This is a genomic window from Mycobacterium sp. NGS16, from assembly GCF_059813225.1.
Window position 1 is genome coordinate 46,373 of record NZ_JCALEE010000005.1, and the last position, 22,205, is coordinate 68,577.

Here is a 22,205-nt window from a genome sequence, read left to right on the forward strand (position 1 = left end):
AATTGTCAGCCCCGGGTGGAGATCTACAACTACGTAGCGTCATACTTGCGGATGTGACGAGCGCTGTGGGGTCCTCGGGTACTGCCATTACGTCGCGTGTGCATTCGCTGAACCGTCCGAACATGGTCAGCGTCGGCACCATCGTGTGGCTTTCCAGTGAGTTGATGTTCTTTGCCGGGCTGTTCGCGATGTATTTCACGGCCCGTGCCCAGTCCGGAGGCGCCTGGCCGCCACCGCCAACTGAGCTGAACCTGTGGCAGGCCGTCCCGGTGACCCTGGTGCTGATCGCCTCGTCGTTCACCTGCCAGATGGGCGTGTTCGCCGCCGAGCGCGGCGACGTGTTCGGGCTGCGCCGGTGGTACCTGGTGACCTTCCTGATGGGCCTGTTCTTCGTGATCGGGCAGGGCTACGAGTACTACCACCTGGTGACGCACGGCACCACCATCCCGTCGAGCGCTTACGGCAGCGTGTTCTACCTGTGCACCGGCTTCCACGGTCTGCACGTCATCGGCGGGTTGGTCGCGTTCATCTTCCTGATGGTGCGCACCACGATGAGCAAGTTCACCCCGGCCCAGGCCACCGCATCGATCGTCGTGTCCTACTACTGGCACTTCGTCGACATCGTCTGGATCGCACTGTTCGCCACGATCTACTTCATCCGATGAGCAACCGCCCGATGAACAGGAGTGTCCGGTTGAAGACACCGAAGAAGTGGGCCCGACCTCGCCACAACGAAGCCGTCGCCCGGCGGCGGCTCCGGCGTCGGTTGTCCGGAGGGCTGCTGCTGCTGGTCGCGCTGGCCATGGCGGGCGGGCTGGCCGCACTGCTGACGCCGACGCCGCAGGTGGCGGTCGCCGACGAGTCGGCTTCGGCGCTGCTGCGCACCGGCAAGCAGCTGTTCGACACCTCATGTGTCAGCTGCCACGGCGCCAACCTGCAGGGTGAGCCGGGCCGCGGACCGAGCCTGATCGGTGTCGGCGAGGCCGCCGTGTACTTCCAGGTCTCCAGCGGACGCATGCCCGCGGTTCGCGGCGAAGCGCAGGCGCCCCGCAAGTACCCGATGTTCGACGACAAGCAGATCGACGCCCTCGGCGCCTACGTGCAGGCCAACGGTGGCGGCCCCACCGTGGTGCGCAACGCCGACGGCAGCATCGCGCAGGCTTCGCTGCGCGGCGACGACCTGGGCCGCGGCGGCGACCTGTTCCGGCTCAACTGCGCGTCCTGCCACAACTTCACCGGCCGGGGCGGCGCGCTGTCCTCGGGCAAGTACGCCCCCGACCTGGAGCCGGCCAATGAGCAGCAGATCCTGACCGCGATGCTGTCCGGCCCGCAGAACATGCCGCGCTTCTCCGACCGGCAGATCTCCATGGAGGAGAAGAAGGACATCATCGCCTACGTGAAATCCGTTACCGAGGAACGTGATCCGGGCGGCTACGGGCTGGGCGGTTTCGGCCCGGCGCCGGAGGGCATGGTGATGTGGATTATCGGAATGGTCGCTGCCATCGGCGCGGCGTTGTGGATCGGGGTGCGTTCATGACCGAGGTCAGCAAGGACACAGGCGTTCCCGACGCGGCTCAGCTGGCCGCGATGAACACCGACGAGCTGCTCGCGCTCGGCGGGCGCCTCGACGGCGTGGAGACGATCTTCAAAGAGCCGCGCTGGCAGGTCGAAGGCACCCGGGCCGAGAAGCGGGCCGAGCGCAGCGTCGCCGGTTGGTTTCTGGCCGCTGGCGGCTTCGGGCTCGCCCTGCTGCTGATCTTCCTGTTCTGGCCGTGGGAGTACGCGCCGGTGGGGTCCCCCGACGGGTTCGCCTACTCGCTGGCCACCCCGCTGTACGGGCTGACCTTCGGGCTCTCGGTGCTGTTGATCGGCATCGGTGCGGTGATGTTCGTCAAGAAGTTCATCCCCGAAGAGATCACCATCCAGGAGCGCCACGATGGCAGCTCTGCCGAGCTGGACCGTAAAACGGTGGCCGCCCAGCTGACCGACGCGTTCGAGGGCTCGACGATCGGGCGGCGCAAGCTGCTCGGCGCCTCGCTGGGCATCGGCTTCGGCGCATTCGGACTGGGCACCCTGGTGGCCGGGGCCGGTGGCCTCATCAAGAACCCGTGGAAGCCCGTCGTTGAGACCGCCGAGGGCAAGAAGGCCGTGCTGTGGACCTCGGGATGGACCCCGCGCTACCCCGGCGAGACCATCTACCTGGCCCGGGCGACCGGCCACAGCACCAACTCCCCGTTCGTCAAGATGCGCCCGGAGGACCTCGACGCCGGCGGCATGGAGACCGTCTTCCCGTGGCGGGAGTCCGACGGCGACGGCACCACCGAGGAGTCCCGCGAGAAGCTCAACGAGATCATGATGGGCGTGCGCAACCCGGTGATGCTGATCCGCATCCGGCCCGACGACATGCCCAAGGTGGTCAAGCGAGCGGGACAGGAGAGCTTCAACTACGGCGACTTCTTCGCCTACACCAAGATCTGCTCGCACCTGGGTTGTCCCTCTTCACTTTTCGAGCAGCAGACCTACCGCATTCTGTGCCCGTGCCACCAGTCGCAGTTCGACGCACTGCACTTCGCCAAGCCGGTCTTCGGCCCGGCGGCACGCGCACTGGCACAGCTGCCGATCACCGTTGACGGCAACGGGCATCTGGTCGCCAACGGCGACTTCGTCGAACCTGTCGGACCGGCCTTCTGGGAGCGCACCTCATGAGCCCTGCAATCGGCGACCTGCTCGCCCGTCAAGCAGACGACATCGATACCCGCTACCACCCGGCGGCCGCGTTGCGCCGCCAGTTCAACAAGGTCTTCCCGACGCACTGGTCGTTCCTGCTCGGTGAGATCGCGTTGTACAGCTTCATCATCTTGCTGCTGTCCGGCGTCTACCTGACGCTGTTCTTCGACCCGTCGATGGCCGAGGTCATCTACCACGGCGTCTATCAGCCGCTCAACGGCGTGCAGATGTCGCGGGCTTACGAGTCGGCGCTCGACATCTCCTTCGAGGTCCGCGGCGGCCTGTTCGTCCGGCAGCTGCACCACTGGGCGGCGTTGATGTTCGCCGCGTCGATCATGGTGCACCTGGCCCGTATCTTCTTCACCGGCGCGTTCCGCCGGCCGCGCGAGGCGAACTGGGTGATCGGTTCGCTGCTGCTGATCCTGGCCATGTTCGAGGGCTACTTCGGCTACTCGCTCCCCGACGACCTGCTGTCGGGCATCGGTCTGCGCGCGGCGCTGTCGTCGATCACGCTGGGCATGCCGGTCATCGGCACCTGGCTGCACTGGGCGCTGTTCGGCGGCGACTTCCCCGGCACCATCTTGATCCCCCGGCTCTATGCGCTGCACATCCTGTTGATCCCGGGCATCATCCTGGCCCTGATCGGCGTGCACCTGGCGCTGGTGTGGTTCCAGAAGCACACCCAGTTCCCCGGGCCCGGACGCACCGAGAGCAACGTCGTCGGGGTGCGCGTGCTGCCGGTCTTCGCGATCAAGTCCGGCGCGTTCTTCGCGATGATCACCGGCATCCTCGGCCTGATGGGCGGGCTGCTGCAGATCAACGCGATCTGGAACCTGGGCCCCTACCGGCCTTCTCAGGTCTCGGCGGGCAGCCAGCCGGACTTCTACATGATGTGGACCGAGGGGCTGGCCCGGCTGTGGCCGGCCTGGGAGTTCTACTTCTTGGGCCACACCGTGCCCGGCCCGGTCGGGGTCGCGCTGATCATGGGTTTGGTGTTCGTCCTGCTGACGATCTACCCGTTCCTGGAGAAGCGGTTCACCGGTGACTACGCCCACCACAACCTGCTGCAGCGCCCCCGCGACGCTCCGGTCCGCACCGCGATCGGCGCCATGGCGATCAGCTTCTACATGGTGCTGACCCTGGCCGCGATGAACGACATCATCGCCTGGAAGTTCCACATCTCCCTGAATGCGACGACCTGGATCGGCCGCATCGGGATGGTGGTACTGCCGCCGATCATCTTCTTCGCCACCTACCGGTGGTGCATCGGATTGCAGCGCAGTGACCGTGAGGTGCTCGAGCACGGCATCGAGACCGGCATCATCAAGCGGCTGCCGCACGGTGCCTACATCGAGCTGCACCAGCCGCTGGGACCGGTCGACGAGCACGGCCACCCGATTCCGCTGGAATACGCCGGTGCGGCACTGCCGAAGAAGATGAACAAGCTCGGCTCGGCCGGCTCCCCCGGCCGGGGCAGCTTCCTGACCGCCGACCCGGTGGCCGAGGACGCCGCGCTCAACGAGGCCGCGCATGCCAGCGAACGGCGGGCGCTGACCGCGCTGGCCGAGCGTCAGGACGGCAACGGCAACGGCCAGCAGCACTAGGCCCACCGGGTCCGAACAATCGGGCAGCCTGCGCAATCTCCTGCGCGGGCTGCCCGTTTTGGTTGGTGCGGCCCCGCAGTTCGACCCGGCGCAGGCACCCGATGACCCGGTAGAGCTGTTCATCCGGTGGCTGTTGCACGCCGTCGACAGCGGTGTTGCGGAACCGCACGCCATGACCGTGTCCACGGTCGCGGGTTCGCGGCCGTCAGCGCGGGTGCTGATCCTCAAGGACGTCGACGCCGCCGGTTGGCATTTCGCGGTCAGCTCGGTGAGCCGCAAAGGCGCCGAGCTAGCCCGCAATCCCGCTGTGGCACTGACGTTTTACTGGCCCGCGCTGGGCCGGCAGATCCGGGTCGAGGGCATCGCGCAGGCTGACCCGCCACAGGTGACCGCCGACGATTTTCTGGCCCGCTCCGAAGGCGCCCGCACGATGGCGCTGACCGGGCGGCAGAGTGAGCCCTACTGCGCTCCAGCTGAGATCGGTGAGGCGCTGGCAAAGGCCCGCTTGGAACTCGAGCGGTCCCCCGCTCTGGTGCCTGCGGACTGGGTGTCGTATGCGGTACGCGCCGACACGGTCGAATTCTGGCAGGTCGATCGTGATCGCCGGCACCAGCGGCTGCGTTACGAGCGGGCCGAAGCGGGCTGGTCGCCGACATTGCTGTGGCCGTGACGTCGGGCGGTCGTCCGATCGATGTCATGGGAATCCTATTGCCCACCAAACTCATTCAATCGACGATCACGCCGCCAGTCAGGTTCGCGACCGTGCCGGTCATGGCGGCCGCCCGATCCGATGCCACGACATGGGTGTTCTCCCTTCGCCGTCGAGCGGCTCTTGTGGTTGTGGCGCAACGCGTTTCATGGCAGTTCTTGCAGCCCGGCGCCGGTGAGCAGATACCCCGGCGCCGTGTTGGCAGGGTCGGCAAGCACCAGTTCGACGAGAGCGGACCCGGCCACCTGCGGCGTCAAGAGCTTCCCGAGTTGCTGCAGGTATTGCTCTTCGGTTTGGCCGGTGCGCGCCGCGTAGGCCCGCACGCCGCGGCTGCCCACGTCGCCGAACGGGGTCATCCTGGGCAGCACCGTCGTGATGGTGAGGCCCAGGCCGGCGCGCCGGGCTTCGTCCTGGGCATAGTCGGCGATAAACCGCTGGGTGGCCTTGGCCCCGGCGTAGCCTCCGCTGGCCGGGGATCCGTTGAGGGCAGCTCCGCTGCTGACCACGACCACCCTGCTGCCGGGTGGCAGCGGCTTGAGCAGTGCTTCGCGCAGCCAGCTGAACGCGATCTTGACGTCGGTGTGCCAGTTGGCCGAGAACGTCTCCCAGGTCTGGTGTTGCAGCGCACGCATCACCGGGTTGGCGCCGGCGACCAGCACTAGCACCGGCGGCTCGTATCGGTCGATCAGGTTCCAGGCCACGGTGGCGTCGGCCGCGTCGGCGACCTCGGTGGCGATGTTGGGGTTGCTGTCGGCCAGCTCGGCAAGTGCCGGGGCGGTTCGCGCCACCGCGACCACCCGGGCACCGGCTTCGGCGAACGCGCAGGCGATCCCGCGTCCCAATCCGCGGCTGGCCCCGACGACGACGGCCCTCTGGCCGCTCACGATAGTCATTGCTGTCACTCCCTTTTCGGGTCGGTTCGTTCCGCCGGTGGCTAGCTAGCCGGCGCCGCGTCGAGCAGCGCCGCGTATTGGCGCTCGAGGGTTTTGGCCGCCCCGCTGTGCCAGGTCGGTGCGAGCGACTGCGACAGCGGGTCCGGGAAGATGTCCTCGTCTCCCCGCTCCACCCCGTCGAAGATCGCGCGGGCCACCGATTCGGGTGCGGCCTTGACGACGTCGAATCCGTTGGTCATGTCGGTGTCGGTGGGGCCGGTCAGCACCGCGTGAACGCGCACCTGCTGAGCGGCCAACAGGATCCGCAGCGATTGGGTCAGGTTGAACGACGCCGCCTTGGAGATCGAGTAGGCCGGGATGAGCGGCAGTGGGGCCAACGCGTTCAACGACAGGTTGTTGACGACGGCCCCCTGGGAGCGCGTCAGCGCCGGCAGGAACGCCCGGGTCACGGCGTAGGTGCCGAACAGGTTCACGGCGAGATGCCTCTCGATCATCGTACGGTCACTCAAGTCGTCGTAGAGGGCCACGCCGGCGTTGTTGACGAGAACGTCCAGCGAGTCGACGTGCGCTGCGGCGCTTGCGATCTGCGCACCGTCGGTGATGTCGAACGTGAGCGCCGTGACGCGCGCGTCGGGATGGTGCGAGGGGCGGCGTGCAGCCGCATACACTCGCGTCGCGCCCCGGCGCAGCGCTTCCTGCACCAGGGCCCGACCGATTCCCCGGTTGGCCCCGGTCACCAACACGGCCTTGTCGGTAATGGTCATGTGTCCTCCTCGGCGAAGTTGTGCAGCTGTCGAAGAGGTAGAGGCAACTACGCCCCGAAACTGGGCGCCCCCGATGCGCCCAGTTTCGGGCCCCGCCAGCGTCAATACTGGAACCGCAGCGTGACGCGAGGGTGGAGGTGGTGATGGAAACAGCCGACCTGATGGCCAGGGCGCGGGCCGGAGACGGCGACGCGTTCCGAGAGCTGACGGAGCCGCACCGTCGAGAACTGCAGGTGCACTGCTATCGGATGCTCGGATCGCTGCATGACGCCGAGGACGCCCTGCAGAACACGCTGCTGGCCGCCTGGCAAGGTCTCGACGGGTTCGAAGGACGGGCCTCCATCCGCACCTGGCTGTACCGAATAGCGACCAACCAATGCCTGAGCACGCTTCGCTCGGCGAGCAGGCGCTCGGCCAAGGAGTGGGACATGCCCCACATTGAACCGCCCGAACCGAGCTCCCTCGGCGAAATCGTGTGGCTGGAGCCGTATCCCGATGCCCTGCTTGAGGGCGCGATGAACGCGCCCCCGGGTCCGGAGGCCCGCTATGAGCAGACTGAGGCCATCTCGCTGGCCTTCATGACCGCATTGCAGGTTCTGCCCGCCCGCCAACGCGCCGTGCTCATCCTGCGCGAGGTACTCGGATACCCCGCCGCAGAGGTGGCCGAGATGCTCGACTGCACCGTGGAGGCGGTCACCAGCGCTCTCAAACGCGCCCGGGCCGCCCTGCGTAGCCGGCTGCCGGCCGGGGCCCAAGGCCCGGTCCCGTCCACCCCCAACTCGCCGGCCGAGCAGGCCCTCGTGACCAAGTTCGTCCGTGTCTACCAGTCCGGCGATGTCGCGGCGCTGGTCGCCCTGCTCACCGACGATGTCCGCCTCTCCATGCCACCGATTCCGCTCGAATACCACGGCCGCGACGTCGTTGGGCGTTTCTTCGCCACCATCTTCGGGGCGGGCCGGGAATACCACCTGGTGCCGACCCGCGCCAACGGTCAACTCGCGTTCGGCGCCTACGGCCGCTTCGGCGGCGACGGCATCCGCCACGGCGCGGGCCTGCTGGTCCTGTCGGTCACTGGGAATCGCATATCTGCGCTGACCCGCTTCGACAACGACGTACTCCCCTGGTTCGGGCTGCCCCACGCGCTGCCGGGCTGACGGCGATGTCCCTGGAAGTGGTCGCGCAGCCGCTGCGTATAACCGTCAGCCGAACCGGGACGGCAGTTCCAGCACCTCACCCAGCTGGCGCAGGTACAGCCACGGGATCACCGGCATGGCCAGGGTGATCGCCCCAGCCAACCCATAGCAGACCCACGAGCCGGTGTCCTTGCCGACGGCCATCAGATAGGTCGCGGCGGCGACCATGGTCAGGGCGCCGCCGACGGCGCTGGCGAGCACGGTGACGCCGCGCAGCAGCACCCGGTCCACCTGGGCCTGGTTGGGCAACACCGGGCGTTCGGTGGCCGACCGCCGGCCCGGGGCGTCGAACCCGCGCTGCGGCAGCGGCGCCCCGGGTCGCGCCGGCGCCCCGGCCCGGGGAGCGAAGCCGGCCGGTCCGGGGGCGGGCCCGGATGAGCGGGCCCGCAGCAACACCGGAATGGCGGCCAGGATGACCAGCGCGGAGACGCCGATGACGATGTAGAGCAGGCCGGTGTGCGAATTCTTCGCCGGCTGATGAAAGCCCCGCCCGAGGTCAACCAGGGCGACCATGGCCGCCACGCTCATGCCCAACAGCGTCAGCCAGATCGCCGCACAGGCGCCGAGCAGCACCCGGTCGGTGACCTCCGGGGACTGCCCCGGGCGGACGAAACGGTCTGCGATGTTTCGGCCGGCCATCAGCAGCTCGTCGCCGGTGCGTCGTTGCTGTTGGACGACAGCACCCTGCCGTCACTGCTGGTGATCGAGCAGTTGAGCTTGCTCAGCCGCAGCATGCTGGACGCCTCCACCGAGCCGATCTCCGACTGGGAGATCGGTGTCAGCGTCAGCGACCACGGGATGTAGGCGTTGCGCTGCGTCCGGCGTTGCCCGGAGGCGTCGACGTAGGTGATCGTGATCTGGTCGAACGGTGCCTTGGTGCCGGTCACCGAATAGGTCACCTGCAACGGCTTGGCCTGGGTGGTCGTGGTGGCCTCCGGTGTCGTAGTGGATGGTTCAGGAGACGTCTCAACCGGTGGCGGTGGGGGCGGTGGCTCCTCGCTGGACGGTGGCGGCGGCGGTGGGGGCTCCTCGCTGGACGGCGGCGGGGGCGGCGGCGGCGTGGTGGTGGTGGTCGGGGTGCTGGTCCGGGTGATCTCGTCCTGCACGGGCGGCTGCGAGACGGTGGTGCTCGTGGTGGCCGGCGTGGCCAGGTCGTGGGTCTCGGTGCGGGCGAATAGCAGCGCCACCGAGACGACCAGTGAGATCGCGGCGATGATCACGGTGACCCCGACCACCCAGGGCCAGCGCGGGGTCTTGGCGTGTGGATCGGGCTCGTCGGGTGTGTCGTAGCTGTCGTAGTCGTAGAGTCGCGGATCCATCGGCACGTAGGGCCCGCTCAAGAATTGCTCGGACTCAGGTGCCGAATAGGCCTGCGAATAGGCGGTGTTGTCCCGAGTGCCGCCCGGTGTGTCTGCGGCGATCTCGTCGATCGGCGGGATGTCGTCAGCGGCCGAGACCGCTTCAGGAGTCAGTTCAGAGGCCGGCTGACCGTTGCCGGGGTCCTCGTCGCCAGAGCCCGCCTCCGGGGGATTCGGCCCGCTCATTCCTGCCTATCCTGTTCCAACCGCAGCGCCCACGCGCGCCACACCGACCGCGATCGATATCAACCGCCGTTGGTCATTGTGCACCGGCAACCCTACCCAAGCGGGTTGACACGGCGGTCCAGACGGACCGGCTCAGTGTTTCTCGGGGCCGATGTAGTACTCGAAGACCAGCCCGGCCGCGCTCGACAACACCATCGCCACTCCGGCAGCGATCAGCCACGGGAGCCACAACGCGATCCCGACGGCGGTCACCGAACCCGACAGCGCGATCAGCACCGGCCACCAGCTGTGCGGGCTGAAGAAGCCCAGCTCGCCGGCGCCGTCACTGACTTCGGCGGCCTCGTAGTCCTCGGGGCGGGTGTCCAGCCGGCGTGCCACGAAGCGGAAGAAGGTGGCCACGATCAGGGCCATGCCGCCGGTCAGGAACAGCGCGGTGGTGCCGGCCCATTCCACACCGCCGGTGGCGAACTGCGCGGTCAGGAAGGCGTAGATCACCCCGACCACCACGAAGAAGGTGGCCACGAACTCGAACAGCCTGGATTCGATGCGCATGAGGTTGTGTCCCTACTTGTTGCTGGCGTTGGGGGCGAGCAGGCCGCGGCGGCTGTCGAAGGGCCGCGTGGTGATGGCCAGCGGCTCCTGCTTGATCGCCTCCAGCGCCTCGGCGTTGCTCTTCCCGGCGATGCGCTGACCGAGGTAGGCCTTGAAGTCGTTGGGCGAGACCACCCGGACTTCGAAGTTCATCATCGCGTGGTAGGTGCCGCACATCTCGGCGCAGTGGCCGACGAACGCCCCCTCCTTGGTGATCTCGGCGACCTGGAAGGTGTTCACCTGGTTGTTGCGCTCGGGCCAGGCGATGACGTCACGCTTGAACAGGAACTCCGGCACCCAGAAGGAGTGGATGACATCGGCGGAGTTCAACACGAACTCGATGCGCTTGCCGCTGGGCACCACCAGCACCGGGATCTCGTTCGTGGAGCCGAGCGTCTCGATCCGGTCGAAGTTGAGGTAGGTCCGGTCCTCGGTGTTGAGACCACGAACCGGTCCGACCAGCTCCTCGCCGTGGGCGTCGACGCCTTCGGGCTTGGAGGTCATCGCCTCTTTGCGCTGCTGGTCGGCGCCGTCATAGCTCAGCGTGCCGTCGTGGAAGTTGACCTTCTGGTAGCCGAACTTCCAGTTCCACTGGAACGCGGTGACGTCGACGACCACCTCGGGGTCGGGTTCGTGGTGCAGCATCTTCTCCTGCACCACGACGGTGAAGTAGAAGATCACCGCGATGGCCAAGAACGGCAGGACGGTGAGCCCGAGCTCCAGCGGCATGTTGTAGCCGAACTGGCGCGGCAGTTCGGTGTCGGTTGCCTTCTTCCGGTGGAAGATGGTCGCCCAGAAGATCATTCCCCAGACGATCCCGCCGATCGCGACCGAGGCGATCACCATGCCGATCCACAGCTTGTAGTTGGCCTCGGCCTCCGGCGTGATGCCCTTGGGCCAGCCGAAGCCGACCACGTCGGTCCAGTCGTAGCTGCAGCCGCTGAGCGTCACCGCCAGCAGGCTCAGCACGCCGGCCCCCGCCAGCGGTCGACGCAGACGGCTAAGCACAACGCCCTGCCCGCGACGTGTCACGTTGGTGCCTCCTCGAGTCACAGACCGGGCCGGCGGGAACCGGCGGAGCAGTCGAATACTACGCAGCGTAGACCACCCCGATCACCGAGGTTCGCGTGACCTGCCGGTCAGCCGGTCACGGCGTGTTGCCCCTGTCCCGGACCGTCCCGGTCGGTACCGGCCCTGCGCAGGCCGGGGCCGATGCCGGTGCGGCATACTGGGACCCGATGTGTGGACTGCTGGCCCTCGTGTGTGCCCCGGCCGGCACCGCCAACCCCGGCGCGGTAGCCGCCCGGGTCGAACGGGCGGCCCACCTGATGCGCCACCGAGGCCCCGACGAACTGGGCACCTGGACCGGCGACGGCATCGCCCTGGGCTTCAACCGGCTGTCGATCATCGACATCGAGCACTCGCATCAGCCGCTGCGCTGGGGGCCCGCCGAACAGCCGGACCGCTACGTGCTGGTGTTCAACGGCGAGATCTACAACTACCTGGAATTGCGCGAGGAACTGGCCGCGTCGCACGGCGCGGTCTTTCATACCGACGGCGACGGGGAAGCGATCGTCGCCGGCTACCACTACTGGGGCGCCGACGTGCTGCCCCGACTGCGCGGCATGTTCGCCTTTGCGCTGTGGGACACGCTGCGCGGTGAACTGTTCTGCGCCCGCGACCCGTTCGGGATCAAGCCGCTGTTCATGGCCACCGGGCCGGGGGGCACGGCGGTGGGCAGCGAGAAGAAGTCGCTGCTGGATCTGGCTGACCTGGTGGGCTTCCAGACCGGCGACGACGGCATCGACCTGCGCGCGCTGCAGCACTACACGGTGCTGCAGTACGTCCCCGAACCCGAAACCCTGCACTCCGGCGTGCGGCGGCTGGAGTCGGGTTGCTGGGCGCGGATCAGCCCGGATCGGCCGGTCCCGGAGATCACCCGCTACTTCACACCGCGGTTCGACGCCAGGCCGCTCACGCGCGACACCGAGCAGGCGCGCTACGACGAGATCACCGCGGTGCTCGAGGACTCGGTGGCCAAGCACATGCGGGCCGACGTCACGGTCGGCGCCTTTTTGTCGGGGGGGATCGACTCCACCGCGATCGCCGCGCTGGCGATGCGCCACAACCCCAACCTGATCACGTTCACCACCGGCTTCGAGCGGGAGGGCTTCTCCGAGGTCGACGTGGCCGCCGCGTCCGCCGAGGCGATCGGCGCCCGCCATGTGGTCAAGGTGGTCAGCCCGGCCGAATTCGTCGCCGCCCTGCCCGAGATCGTGTGGTACCTCGATGACCCGGTCGCCGACCCGGCCCTGGTCCCGCTGTACTTCATCGCCCGCGAAGCCCGTAAGCACGTCAAGGTGGTGCTCTCCGGGGAAGGCGCCGACGAGTTGTTCGGCGGCTACACGATCTACCGCGAGCCGCTGTCGCTGCGGCCGTTCGACTACCTGCCCGCACCGGTGCGCCGGTCGATGGGCAAGGTATCGCGGCCGCTTCCGGACGGCATGCGCGGCAAGAGCCTGCTGCACCGCGGCTCGCTCACGCTGGAGGAGCGCTACTACGGCAACGCGCGCAGCTTCTCCGACGAGCAGCTGCGGGCGGTGCTGCCCGGCTTCTGCCCCGAGTGGACTCACACCGACGTCACCGCGCCGGTGTATGCCGAATCGGCGGGCTGGGATCCGGTGGCCCGCATGCAGCACATCGACCTGTTCACCTGGCTGCGCGGCGACATCCTGGTCAAAGCGGACAAGATGACGATGGCCAACTCGCTGGAGCTACGGGTGCCGTTCCTGGATCCCGAGGTGTTCGCGGTGGCGTCGCGGCTGCCGGTGTCGGCCAAGATCACCCGTACCACCACCAAGTACGCGCTGCGTCGCGCGTTGGAGCCGATCATCCCCGCCCACGTGCTGCACCGGCCCAAGCTCGGCTTCCCGGTGCCGTTGCGGCACTGGCTGCGCGCCGGCGAACTGGTGGAGTGGGCGTATGCCACGGTGGCCGGCACCGGCGCGGGTCACCTGGTCGACGTCGCCGCGGTGCGCACGATGCTCGACGAGCACCGCACCGGCGTCGCCGATCACAGCCGCCGGCTGTGGACCGTGCTGATCTTCATGCTGTGGCACGCGGTCTTCGTCGAGCACTCCGTGGTGCCGGCCATCAGCGAGCCGGCTTACCCGGTGCAGCTCTAAAAGCTTCTCCCGAACGTGCGGTTTCATCCGCAACGCGCCGCAGCGCACGTATGAAACCGCACGTTCGCCTGGCTGGAAACTATTTGAGGGCGGTGCCGATCTCGGCGGCCGCGGCGTCACCGTAGGCGTCGGCCAGCCGGGCCAGCGCGGGGTCGCGGTCCCATGACCACTCCTGGGTTCCGGTGGACTCCAGCACCAGCACCGCCACCAGCGAACCGAGCTGCGCCGAGCGCTCCAAGCTCAGCCCAGCGCTGCGCCCGGTGAGGAAACCGGCGCGGAAGGCGTCACCGACTCCAGTCGGGTCGGTCTGGGCCTTCTCCGGGACCACGCCGACATGGACGCGGGAACCGTCCGGGTTGACGATGTCGACTCCCTTGGCGCCCAGCGTGGTCACCCGCAACCCGACCTGCTTCATGACGTCGGCCTCGGTCCAGCCGGTCTTGGACAGCAGCAGGTCCCACTCGTAGTCGTTGGTGAACAGGTAGGTCGCACCGTCGATGAGCCTGCGGATCTCGTCGCCGGTCAGCCGGGCCAACTGCTGGGAGGGGTCGGCGGCGAACGCCAGGCCGAGTTTGCGGCACTCCTCGGTGTGCAGGAACATCGCCTCGGGGTCGTTGGCCCCGATGATCACCAGTTCCGGTTTCCCGACGCTCTCCACCACCTTGGCCAGCGAGATGTTGCGGGCCTCGGACATGGCGCCCGGATAGAACGAGGCGATCTGGGCCATGTCGACGTCGGTGGTGCAGGTGAAGCGCGCGGTGTGCGCCGTGGTGGACACCAGCACGTTGTCGCAGTTGACGCCGTGCGACACCAGCCAGTCGCGGTAGTCGGCGAAGTCGTCGCCCGCTGCGCCGACCAGCGCGGCGTCACCGCCGAGCACGCCGATCGCGTAGGCGATGTTGCCGGCCACCCCGCCGCGGTGCACCACCAGGTCTTCGACCAGGAAGCTCAGCGAAACCTTCTGCAGGTGATCGGCGAGCAGCTGCTCGGAGAACCGACCCGGAAAGCGCATCAAATGGTCGGTCGCGATCGAACCGGTCACCGCAATCGTCACTGACTATCCCCCTCGTGTGTTCAACGTGGACCTGGCTGTGGGTTCCCACGGTAGCGGTCCGGGGAACCCGGCCCGTCGGCGGGCAGCGCCAAGCCGTCGCGTCACGAGGCGGTACTAGGCGGTCAGTTGAAGGAGTCGCCGCACGAGCACGAGCCGCCGGCGTTGGGGTTCTCGATGGTGAAGCCCTGCTTGTCGATCTGGTCGGCGTAGCCGATCTCCGCTCCCTGCAGGTACGGGGCGCTCATCCGGTCGACGGCCAGCTTGACCCCGTTGAACTCGGTGATCATGTCACCGTCGAGGGTGCGGTCGTCGAAGAACAGGTTGTAGCGCAGGCCGGCACAGCCGCCCGGTTGGACCGAGATGCGCAGCGTCAGGTCGTCCCGGCCTTCCTGGGCCAGCAGCGACTTCACCTTGGCCGCGGCTTCATCGGTCAAGACCACGCCGTGAGACTCGGTGGTCGACTGATCCTGAACAGTCATTGCGTCTCCCTACTGCGGTTGATTCGGGTGGGCTCACCTCGACTCAAAGCGTCGCCGAGGCGTCTGCGCCCACCGTGACAACGATACCTTGCGCCGACGTGTTCCCTACTGCGCCGCCGGACCGGGGCTGCCGATCTGCGCCGCAAGCACGGTGGTCAGACCGATCAGCTGGTTGGCCGCATCGACCAGGGCCAACCGCACCGAGCCGGCGTGGTCGGCGATCGCCCGGGCAGCCACCACACCCGCCGACCGCAACGCCGGTTCGTCCAGGTCGATCTGACCGGCCAGCACCAGCACCGGCAGGTGCCGCGCCCGCGCCGCGGTGCACAGCGAGCCGATCACCTTGCCGTGCAGGGACTGCTCGTCGAACCGGCCCTCACCGGTGACCAGGACGTCGGCATCGGCCAGGGCGGCCGCCAGACCGGTGCGACGGGCCACGATATCCGCCCCGGATTCGGCGGTGCCCCCCAGTGCGAGCAGCGCTGCGCCGATCCCCCCGGCGGCGCCGGCCCCCGAGGCCGCGCTGACCTGCCGTCCGGCCGCGCCGTCGAGTTCGGTGGCCCAGGCGCTCAGGCGGGTTTCCAGCACGGCCACGGTGGCGGCGTCGGCGCCCTTCTGCGGCCCGAACACCCGCGCCGCGCCCCACGGGCCCAGCAGCGGATATTCGACGTCGCAGGCCGCGATCAGTTCGACATCGGCAAGGCGCTGGCGGGCGACGGCCAGGCCGCCGAGTTCATCGACCATGCCCCGCCCGCCGTCGGTGCTGGCGCTGCCGCCGAGTCCGACGACGATCCGCGCCGCCCCGGCCGTCAGCGCCGCCTCGATGAGCTGACCCACCCCGGCGCTGTGGGCGGCCAGAGCGGTGCTGGGCGACGGCGGCCCGTCGAGCAGTCCCAAACCGCAGGCCTGGGCGCACTCCAGGTAGGCCGTCTGGGAATCGGCGTCCCAGAACCACTCGGCGTCGGCCGGTGTGCCGAGCGGTCCGCTGACCCGGCACCGCTGCACCGCGCCCGCACCGTCGGTGCCCGACCCGGCGGCCAGCACCGCGACGAAACCCGGGCCGCCGTCGGACTGCGGGGCGATCGCCAACCGGTCACGGGGGCGGCTGCGGTGCCACCCGGTCGAGATGGCGGCGGCGGCCTGCACCGCGGTCAGACTCTCGCCGTAGCAGTCCGGCGCGATCAGCACCCGCAGCACGGTTGTCCCCGAGGCCGCTGAGGAGCCGGCACCGGGGTGGTCAGCCATACCGGCAGGGTATCGAGCCACGCGGACGCCGTTACCTGCCGGGCAAGTAATCTGGCGGGCGTGAAGTTGCCGGGACGCAGGAAAGATGAGGCGGGTTCCGCGGGGACCGCCGATTCCGTGGGCGGCGCCGTCGACCTCGACAGCGCCGACGCCAAGTACACCGCTCGTTCCCGCGGCACCGCTCCCAAGGGCCGGCCGACCCCCAAGCGCAACGCGGCGGCCAAGCGTCGCGGCCCGGTTGCGCCGGCTCCGATGACCGCCGCCGAGGCCCGGGCCCGACGCAAGAGCCTGGCCGGGCCGAAGCCGACCAAGGCCGAGCGCCGGGCCCAGAAAGCCGAACGGCGCGAACGGATGGCCCAGCGCCGGGAGCGGATGCTCGCCGGCGACGAGGCGGCTCTGCTCGAACGCGACCGCGGCCCGGTGCGCCGGTACGTCCGCGACATCGTCGACGGCCGGTACAACCTGCTCGGCATGTTCATGCCGGTGGCGCTGGGGTTGATGTTCGTCATGATGGCCGTGCCGCAGATCCAGTTCTACATTTCACCGGCGATGTTTGTGCTGATGATCTTGATGGCCATCGACGGCGTCGTGTTGGCCCGCAAGGTCAGCAGACTGGTCGACACCAAATTCCCCGCCGACACCGAAGCCCGCTGGAAACTGGGGATCTACGCCGTCAGCCGCGCATCGACGCTGCGTCGGATGCGAGCACCGCGCCCCCAGGTGCGGCGCGGCGAACGCCTCGACTGAGTCCGGCGCGGGGGCTGACAGCTTTGGACTTTGCCGACTTCCCGCCGGTCAGCCCGCCTGATGCGACGGTGGCCGCCGCCGCCCGTGCCCGCCAGGCCGGCCTGACCAAGCCGCCCGGATCGCTGGGCCGTCTCGAGGACCTGTCGGTATGGGCGGCGGCATGTCAAGGCTGTTGCCCGCCAAGGCAATTCGAACGGGTCCGGGTGGTGGTGTTCGCCGGCGACCATGGTGTGACGCGCGGACGGGTGTCGGCTTACCCGGCGGAGGTGACCGCGCAGATGGCCGCCAACATCGATCGCGGCGGCGCTGCCATCAACGCGTTGGCCGCCGTCGCCGGCGCCGGCGTGCGGGTGGTGGACATGGCGGTCGACAGCGAGGCGGCCGACTTCAGTGCCTACAAGGTGCGCCGGGGCAGCGGCGACATCACCAGCGAAGACGCCCTGACCGCCGAGCAGGCCGCGGCTGCGGTGGATGCAGGCCGCCGGATCGCCGACAGTGAGGTCGATGCCGGGGCAGATCTGCTCATCCCCGGCGACATGGGCATTGGAAACACCACGGTCGCAGCCACGTTGGTCGCGGCACTGACCGGCGCCGAGCCCGTCGAGGCGGTCGGCCATGGGACCGGCATCGACGACGCCGGTTGGGCGCGCAAGACCGCGGCGGTGCGCGATGCGCTGTTTCGGGCTCGCCGGGTGTCTGATCCGCTGGGGCTGTTGCGCTGCTGCGGGGGTGCCGACCTGGCGGCGCTGGCGGGGTTCTGCGCGCAGGCGGCCGTCCGGCGCACCCCGGTGCTGCTCGACGGCCTGGCGTCGACGGCCGCTGCCCTGGTCGGCGAACGGTTGGCCTCAGGCGCGCGGGCGTGGTGGCAGGCCGGCCACCGCTCCCCCGAACCGGCCCACGCGCTGGCCTGTGCGGCGCTGGGGTTGGAGCCGATACTCGACCTGCGGATGCGGCTTGGCGAGGGCACCGGCGCCGCGGTGGCACTGCCGGTGCTGCGGGCCGCGGTGGCGGCGTTGGCCTCCATGTCCACCTTCGCCGAAGCCGGCGTTTCCGGGCCCTCCGAGGCTAAAGCGGGAGCCGACGCGTGATCCGGTCGCTGGCCTCGGCGGTCGCGTTCGGCACGGCGGTGCGGCTGCCGGGCGTCGGCGGCCCGCCGGGACGCGGGACGTTGACGGCACTTCCGGTGATCGGCGCCGCCCTGGGGGCGCTGGCGGCCGGGGTGGTCTGGGCCGGCGGGATCGCATTCGGTCCGGGCAGCGCCTTGGCCGGGCTGCTCGCGGTGGCCGTGCTGCTGGCCGCCACCCGCGGCTTACACATGGACGGCGTGGCCGACACCGCCGACGGGCTGGGCAGCTACCGGCCCGCCGCGCAGGCGCTGCAGGTGATGCGCGAGGGGTCGACCGGCCCGTTCGGCGTGGTCGCGGTGGTGCTGGTGATCGGCCTGCAGGCGTTGGCGTTGCCGATGCTCGACGTGGCGGGGATCGTGGTCGCGGTCTGCGCCGGCCGGGTGGCGGCGGTGCTGGCCTGTCTGCGGTCGGTGCCGGCCGCGGCGGGCAGCACGCTGGGGGCCACCGTGGCGGGCAGTCAGCCGGTGCCGGTGGCGCTTGCCTGGGTGCTGGCGCTGGCAGCCGGGTCGACGGTCGCCGGCTCGGCGCCGTGGCACGGGCCGGTGGCCGTCGCCGTCGCGCTGGGCTGCGCGTTGGTGCTGGTCCGGCGGTGCGTACGCCGGCTCGGCGGAGTCACCGGCGATGTGCTGGGCGCCGCCGTCGAGTGGACCACGGCGCTGGTCGCCGTGCTGCTGGCCGCGCTCTAATTCATCCGATAAGTAACATTTCTCCGGACATATAGACATTCCTCCCCTGTGATGTGATAACTACAGAGTAGCTTTGTAAAAAGCGAACCAGCATTAACTTCTGGTCCACGGAGGGGACGTCGATGGCTCGCCATCACCGCTACAGCAAGAGAAGTCGGGAATCGCGCAGGGCCATGGCCGACGACGCCAGCGACCCACCGGACTATCCCGATCCCGACGACGCCGCGGCCGAGGACTGGCACGCCGGCCCCGACGAACCGGATCTGCCGCCGGGGCCGGCAGGCTGAACCGAACCCGGCGGGTCAGTCCAGCCGGGCCATCCAGCCGTGGGTGTCGGCGAAGGTGCCGCGCTGGATGCCGGTCAGCGTGTCGCGCAGCGCCATGGTGACCTCACCGGGCTGGCCGTCGGCGATGGTGAACTCCCCGTCGGCGGACTTGACCTGCGACACCGGGGTGATGACGGCCGCGGTGCCGCAGGCGAAGACCTCCGTGATCTCGCCGGCGGCGGCCTTCTTCTGCCATTCCCCCACGTCGATCTTGCGTTCCTCGACCGCAAACCCGGCGTCAGTGGCCAACTGCAGCAACGAATCCCGGGTGATACCGGGCAGCAGCGAGCCGGACAGCTCCGGCGTGACCAGCCGCGCCGAACCACCGCTGCCGAACACGAAGAACAGGTTCATCCCGCCCATCTCTTCGACGTAGCGCCGCTCGGCCGCATCCAGCCACACCACTTGATCGCAGCCGTTGTCGGCGGCCTGCGCCTGAGCGACCAGCGACGCGGCGTAGTTACCGCCGAATTTGGCTGCTCCGGTGCCGCCCGGGCAGGCCCGGACGTACTCCGTCGACAGCCACACACTCACCGGTTTGATGCCACCCTTGAAGTACGCGCCGGCCGGCGAGGCCATCACCAGGCAGCGATACTCGTTGGCCGGCCGCACTCCCAGCCCCGGCTCGGTGGCGAAGATGAAGGGGCGCAGGTACAGCGACTCCTCCCCGCCGGACGCAGGTACCCAGGCGGAGTCCACCGCGATCAGCTGCCGCAGCGATTCGATGAACAGTGCGTCGGGAAGCTCCGGGATCGCCAGCCGCCGAGCCGACGCACGCATCCGGGCGGCGTTGGCCTCCGGCCGGAACGACACGATCGAGCCGTCCGTCCACCGGTAGGCCTTCAGGCCCTCGAAGACCTCCTGGGCGTAGTGCAGCACGATCGCCGACGGGTCCAGTTCGATCGGCCCGTACGGTATGACCCGCGCATTGTGCCAACCGGCGTCGACGGTGTAGTCGATCGAGACCATGTGATCGGTGTGGTACTTGCCGAAACCCGGTTGGGCCAAAATGGATTCGCGCACCTCGTCGGGGGTCGGGTTCGCCGTGACCGACACGTGGAACTCGAGGACGCCGCTTTTCATGCAGCGATTGTATAACCGGTGCGCTAGCGGGTTTTTGCCGTCACGAACGGCGGCTGCACCACCTCGCACTCCACCGGGCGACCTCGCACGTCTACGGTCAGTTGCGCGCCGTCGTCGATACCCGCGTCCGCGTCGATCAGCGCCAACGCGATCCCGGCCTTGAGTGTCGGTGAGAACGTGCCCGATGTGGTGATCCCGACCTGCCGGTCACCGTCGAGCACCGCCAGCTCGGCCCGCAGCACGCCCCGCCCGGTCGCGCGCAGCCCGCGCAGCAGCCGGGCCGGGCCGGCCGCCTTCTCCGCCTGCAGCGCCTCGCGGCCGAAGAACGCCGGCTTCTTCCAGCCGATCGCCCAACCGCAGCGGGCCTGCAGCGGCGAGATAGCAAGCGACAGTTCATGACCGTGCAGCGGATAGCCCATCTCGGTGCGCAGCGTGTCGCGGGCACCCAGACCGGCCAGCTCACCGCCGGCCTGCGCCACCGCCGCCACCAGCGCGTCGAACACCACGGCCGCCGAATCCCACTCCGGCAGCAGCTCGTAGCCGTGTTCGCCGGTGTAGCCGCTGCGGCACACCCGTACCGGCACACCGGCGTAGCTGGCGTCGGCGAACGCCATGTAGTCCATCTCGGTCGGCAGACCCAAACCGGCCAGCACCTCGGTCGATCGCGGGCCCTGCACCGCCAGCACGGCGCGTGACCGGTGCTCGTCGGTGACGCTGATGCCTGCCGGCGCGGCCTCGCCCAAGGCGGCCACCACCGCGGCGGTGTTGGCCGCGTTGGGGACCAGGAAGATCTCGTCGTCGGCCACGTAGTAGGCGATCAAATCGTCGATGACGCCACCGGATTCGTTGCAGCACAAGGTGTATTGCGCCTTGCCCGGCCCTATCCTGCCCAGGTCGTTGGTGAGCGTCGAGTTGACGAAGGCCGCCGCCCCCGGGCCGGCCACGGTGGCCTTGCCGAGATGGCTGACATCGAACAGGCCCACGGTGCTCCGGGTGGCATTGTGCTCGGCGACAGTGCCGGCGTAGGAAACCGGCATGAGCCAGCCACCGAACTCGGCGAAGCTGGCGCCCAGCTCGCGGTGGCGGTCTTCCAGCGGCCCGTGTTGCAGTTCGCTCACGACGAGCCAGCCTAATCGGCACACTGATGTAGGTGGTTGACTGGGACGCGCTCGAAACCGCGGGAATCGTCGACGCGCGGGAGCGCGCCGGCCTCCTGGAGTACCTTGACGGCCTCGGCTTCACCACCGAGCAGATGGTCGAGGCCGAGCGGCAGGGCCGGCTGTTCGGGCTGGCCGGTGACGTCGTGGGGCGCTCGGGCCCGCCCAGCTACACGCTGCGGTCCGCCGGCGAAGCACTGGGCGTGCCGCACAGCGAGGTCCAGCGCGCCTGGACGATGCTCGGGCTCAGCGTGGCCAGTCCGGACACGCCCGCACTGAGCCAAGCCGACGTCGACGCGCTCGCCACCTGGCTGGAGATGCGGTCCTACCTCGGCGAGCCGGTCGACGGCTTCCTGCGGGTACTCGGGGCGACGATGGCCCGGCTGGCCGAGGCCGAGTCGTCGATGATCCGGATCAGTGAGCCCGACGTGTGGCTGGGCCACACCTTCGACGAACTCACCACCGCACGGGCCTGGCGCTCGGTCGCGGAGTTCATCCCGCGCCTGGGCGCGATGATCGACGCGGTGCACCGCCAGCACCAGGTCAGCGCTCGGACGTTCCTCGAGGGGCTGGCCGAGGGGCCGACGGCGAGCATGGTGTGCGGTGTCGGCTTCGCCGATTTGACCGGTTTCACCGCCCTGACCCGGGTGCTCACCCCAGAGGAGTTGGCCAACCTGCTCACCGAGTTCGGCGGCAGCGTCGCCGACGTGGTGCACGCCGACGGCGGGCGGGTGGTGAAGTTCATCGGCGACGCGGTGATGTGGGTGAGCGCGAGCGCGGAACTGCTGGCGAAGGCCGCGGCCGACCTGGTCACCCATCCCAAGGCCCGCAAAGTGGGTCTGCAGGTGCGGGCCGGGCTGGGTTACGGCGAACTGCTGGCCATCAACGGTGACTACTTCGGCACCCCGGTGAACCTGGCTGCGCGGTTGGTGGATGCCGCCGCCCCCGGGCAGGTGCTGGCCTGCGCCGGCGTCGTCAAGGAGTTGACCGACTGGCCTGTTATCGCCCGGGGACCGTTGACGCTCAAGGGTTTCGACGAACCGGTCCCGGCATACGAGCTGGACCTGGCCGCCACTCGTTAGGGTGAGTGC

At 69.1% G+C, this 22,205-nt stretch carries 23 protein-coding genes; 12 read left to right on the forward strand and 11 right to left on the reverse strand.

Features of this window, described 5'->3' with window-relative positions:
* Positions 1-53 precede the first annotated feature (53 nt).
* The 5 genes from ctaE to AC5Y4Q_RS13805 are packed head-to-tail and all read left to right on the forward strand — an operon-like array spanning position 54 to position 5,001.
* Complete coding sequence (gene ctaE, locus AC5Y4Q_RS13785) at positions 54-665, forward strand: aa3-type cytochrome oxidase subunit III (protein WP_064924172.1); 612 nt, start codon at positions 54-56, stop codon at positions 663-665.
* Entirely contained in the window at positions 662-1,537 is an 876-nt protein-coding gene (gene qcrC / locus AC5Y4Q_RS13790) for a cytochrome bc1 complex diheme cytochrome c subunit (protein WP_234786375.1), read from the forward strand. The genes ctaE and qcrC overlap by 4 nt, the downstream gene beginning before the upstream one ends.
* On the forward strand, positions 1,534-2,706 hold the full coding sequence (gene qcrA, locus AC5Y4Q_RS13795) for a cytochrome bc1 complex Rieske iron-sulfur subunit (RefSeq protein ID WP_064924174.1): 1,173 nt from the start codon (positions 1,534-1,536) through the stop codon (positions 2,704-2,706). Before qcrC ends, qcrA begins: the two co-directional genes overlap by 4 nt.
* Positions 2,703-4,331, forward strand: coding sequence for a cytochrome bc1 complex cytochrome b subunit (qcrB, locus tag AC5Y4Q_RS13800; RefSeq protein WP_064924175.1), 1,629 nt, complete (start codon positions 2,703-2,705; stop codon positions 4,329-4,331). Before qcrA ends, qcrB begins: the two co-directional genes overlap by 4 nt.
* A 58-nt stretch (positions 4,332-4,389) precedes the next feature.
* Positions 4,390-5,001: a pyridoxine/pyridoxamine 5'-phosphate oxidase gene (locus AC5Y4Q_RS13805; RefSeq protein WP_082952782.1), complete on the forward strand. Its 612-nt coding sequence runs from the start codon at positions 4,390-4,392 to the stop codon at positions 4,999-5,001.
* A 185-nt stretch (positions 5,002-5,186) separates the two neighbouring features.
* On the opposite strand, the gene AC5Y4Q_RS13810 is transcribed toward AC5Y4Q_RS13805, so the two are convergent.
* Positions 5,187-5,933, reverse strand: a complete 747-nt coding sequence (locus tag AC5Y4Q_RS13810; RefSeq protein WP_064924177.1) for an SDR family oxidoreductase — start codon at positions 5,931-5,933, stop codon at positions 5,187-5,189.
* Between the two features lie 41 nt (positions 5,934-5,974).
* On the reverse strand, positions 5,975-6,697 hold the full coding sequence (locus AC5Y4Q_RS13815) for an SDR family NAD(P)-dependent oxidoreductase (RefSeq protein ID WP_064924178.1): 723 nt from the start codon (positions 6,695-6,697) through the stop codon (positions 5,975-5,977).
* Between the two features lie 143 nt (positions 6,698-6,840).
* Between AC5Y4Q_RS13815 and AC5Y4Q_RS13820 the strand changes: the two genes are divergently transcribed.
* Positions 6,841-7,851 carry a sigma-70 family RNA polymerase sigma factor gene (locus AC5Y4Q_RS13820; protein ID WP_064924189.1) on the forward strand — a complete coding sequence of 337 codons (1,011 nt, stop codon included), beginning with the start codon at positions 6,841-6,843 and terminating at the stop codon, positions 7,849-7,851.
* A gap of 45 nt (positions 7,852-7,896) precedes the next feature.
* Here AC5Y4Q_RS13820 and AC5Y4Q_RS13825 read toward each other — a convergent pair whose 3' ends face one another.
* From AC5Y4Q_RS13825 to ctaC, 4 genes are all read right to left on the reverse strand, one after another.
* Positions 7,897-8,529, reverse strand: a complete 633-nt coding sequence (locus AC5Y4Q_RS13825) for a DUF2561 family protein (protein ID WP_064924179.1) — start codon at positions 8,527-8,529, stop codon at positions 7,897-7,899.
* A complete protein-coding gene (locus AC5Y4Q_RS13830; protein ID WP_499959339.1) occupies positions 8,529-9,434 on the reverse strand; it encodes an MmpS family transport accessory protein in 906 nt (301 codons plus the stop codon). Before AC5Y4Q_RS13830 ends, AC5Y4Q_RS13825 begins: the two co-directional genes overlap by 1 nt.
* A 132-nt stretch (positions 9,435-9,566) precedes the next feature.
* The gene (locus AC5Y4Q_RS13835) at positions 9,567-9,986 is read right to left on the reverse strand and encodes a cytochrome c oxidase subunit 4 (RefSeq protein WP_064920730.1); all 420 of its coding nucleotides are present in this window, start codon (positions 9,984-9,986) and stop codon (positions 9,567-9,569) included.
* A gap of 12 nt (positions 9,987-9,998) precedes the next feature.
* Complete coding sequence (ctaC, locus tag AC5Y4Q_RS13840; protein ID WP_125225743.1) at positions 9,999-11,057, reverse strand: aa3-type cytochrome oxidase subunit II; 1,059 nt, start codon at positions 11,055-11,057, stop codon at positions 9,999-10,001.
* 206 nt (positions 11,058-11,263) lie between these two features.
* Here ctaC and asnB point away from each other — a divergent pair, with 206 nt between their 5' ends.
* On the forward strand, positions 11,264-13,210 hold the full coding sequence (gene asnB / locus AC5Y4Q_RS13845) for an asparagine synthase (glutamine-hydrolyzing) (protein ID WP_499959434.1): 1,947 nt from the start codon (positions 11,264-11,266) through the stop codon (positions 13,208-13,210).
* Between the two features lie 79 nt (positions 13,211-13,289).
* On the opposite strand, the gene AC5Y4Q_RS13850 is transcribed toward asnB, so the two are convergent.
* The 3 genes from AC5Y4Q_RS13850 to AC5Y4Q_RS13860 form a co-directional block, all read right to left on the reverse strand.
* Entirely contained in the window at positions 13,290-14,264 is a 975-nt protein-coding gene (locus AC5Y4Q_RS13850; protein ID WP_064920732.1) for a carbohydrate kinase family protein, read from the reverse strand.
* 122 nt (positions 14,265-14,386) lie between these two features.
* On the reverse strand, positions 14,387-14,743 hold the full coding sequence (gene erpA / locus AC5Y4Q_RS13855; protein WP_064920733.1) for an iron-sulfur cluster insertion protein ErpA: 357 nt from the start codon (positions 14,741-14,743) through the stop codon (positions 14,387-14,389).
* Positions 14,744-14,848: 105 nt separating this feature from the next.
* A complete protein-coding gene (locus AC5Y4Q_RS13860) occupies positions 14,849-15,988 on the reverse strand; it encodes a glycerate kinase family protein (RefSeq protein WP_499959342.1) in 1,140 nt (379 codons plus the stop codon).
* A 60-nt stretch (positions 15,989-16,048) separates the two neighbouring features.
* On the opposite strand from AC5Y4Q_RS13860, the gene AC5Y4Q_RS13865 reads away from it, so the two are divergent.
* The 4 genes from AC5Y4Q_RS13865 (at position 16,049) to AC5Y4Q_RS13880 (ending at position 18,835) form a co-directional block, all read left to right on the forward strand.
* Positions 16,049-16,735, forward strand: a complete 687-nt coding sequence (locus tag AC5Y4Q_RS13865; RefSeq protein WP_499959344.1) for a DUF3043 domain-containing protein — start codon at positions 16,049-16,051, stop codon at positions 16,733-16,735.
* 23 nt (positions 16,736-16,758) lie between these two features.
* Positions 16,759-17,823, forward strand: coding sequence for a nicotinate-nucleotide--dimethylbenzimidazole phosphoribosyltransferase (gene cobT / locus AC5Y4Q_RS13870; protein ID WP_499959346.1), 1,065 nt, complete (start codon positions 16,759-16,761; stop codon positions 17,821-17,823).
* The gene (locus tag AC5Y4Q_RS13875; RefSeq protein WP_064920736.1) at positions 17,820-18,548 is read left to right on the forward strand and encodes an adenosylcobinamide-GDP ribazoletransferase; all 729 of its coding nucleotides are present in this window, start codon (positions 17,820-17,822) and stop codon (positions 18,546-18,548) included. The genes cobT and AC5Y4Q_RS13875 overlap by 4 nt, the downstream gene beginning before the upstream one ends.
* 122 nt (positions 18,549-18,670) lie before the next feature.
* Entirely contained in the window at positions 18,671-18,835 is a 165-nt protein-coding gene (locus tag AC5Y4Q_RS13880; protein WP_165604320.1) for a hypothetical protein, read from the forward strand.
* Between the two features lie 15 nt (positions 18,836-18,850).
* Here AC5Y4Q_RS13880 and AC5Y4Q_RS13885 read toward each other — a convergent pair whose 3' ends face one another.
* The gene (locus tag AC5Y4Q_RS13885) at positions 18,851-19,957 is read right to left on the reverse strand and encodes a branched-chain amino acid aminotransferase (RefSeq protein ID WP_064920737.1); all 1,107 of its coding nucleotides are present in this window, start codon (positions 19,955-19,957) and stop codon (positions 18,851-18,853) included.
* Positions 19,958-19,980: 23 nt separating this feature from the next.
* Entirely contained in the window at positions 19,981-21,075 is a 1,095-nt protein-coding gene (gcvT, locus tag AC5Y4Q_RS13890) for a glycine cleavage system aminomethyltransferase GcvT (RefSeq protein ID WP_499959348.1), read from the reverse strand.
* A 32-nt stretch (positions 21,076-21,107) separates the two neighbouring features.
* On the opposite strand from gcvT, the gene AC5Y4Q_RS13895 reads away from it, so the two are divergent.
* Positions 21,108-22,196, forward strand: coding sequence for an adenylate/guanylate cyclase domain-containing protein (locus AC5Y4Q_RS13895; protein ID WP_064920739.1), 1,089 nt, complete (start codon positions 21,108-21,110; stop codon positions 22,194-22,196).
* Positions 22,197-22,205 lie beyond the last annotated feature (9 nt).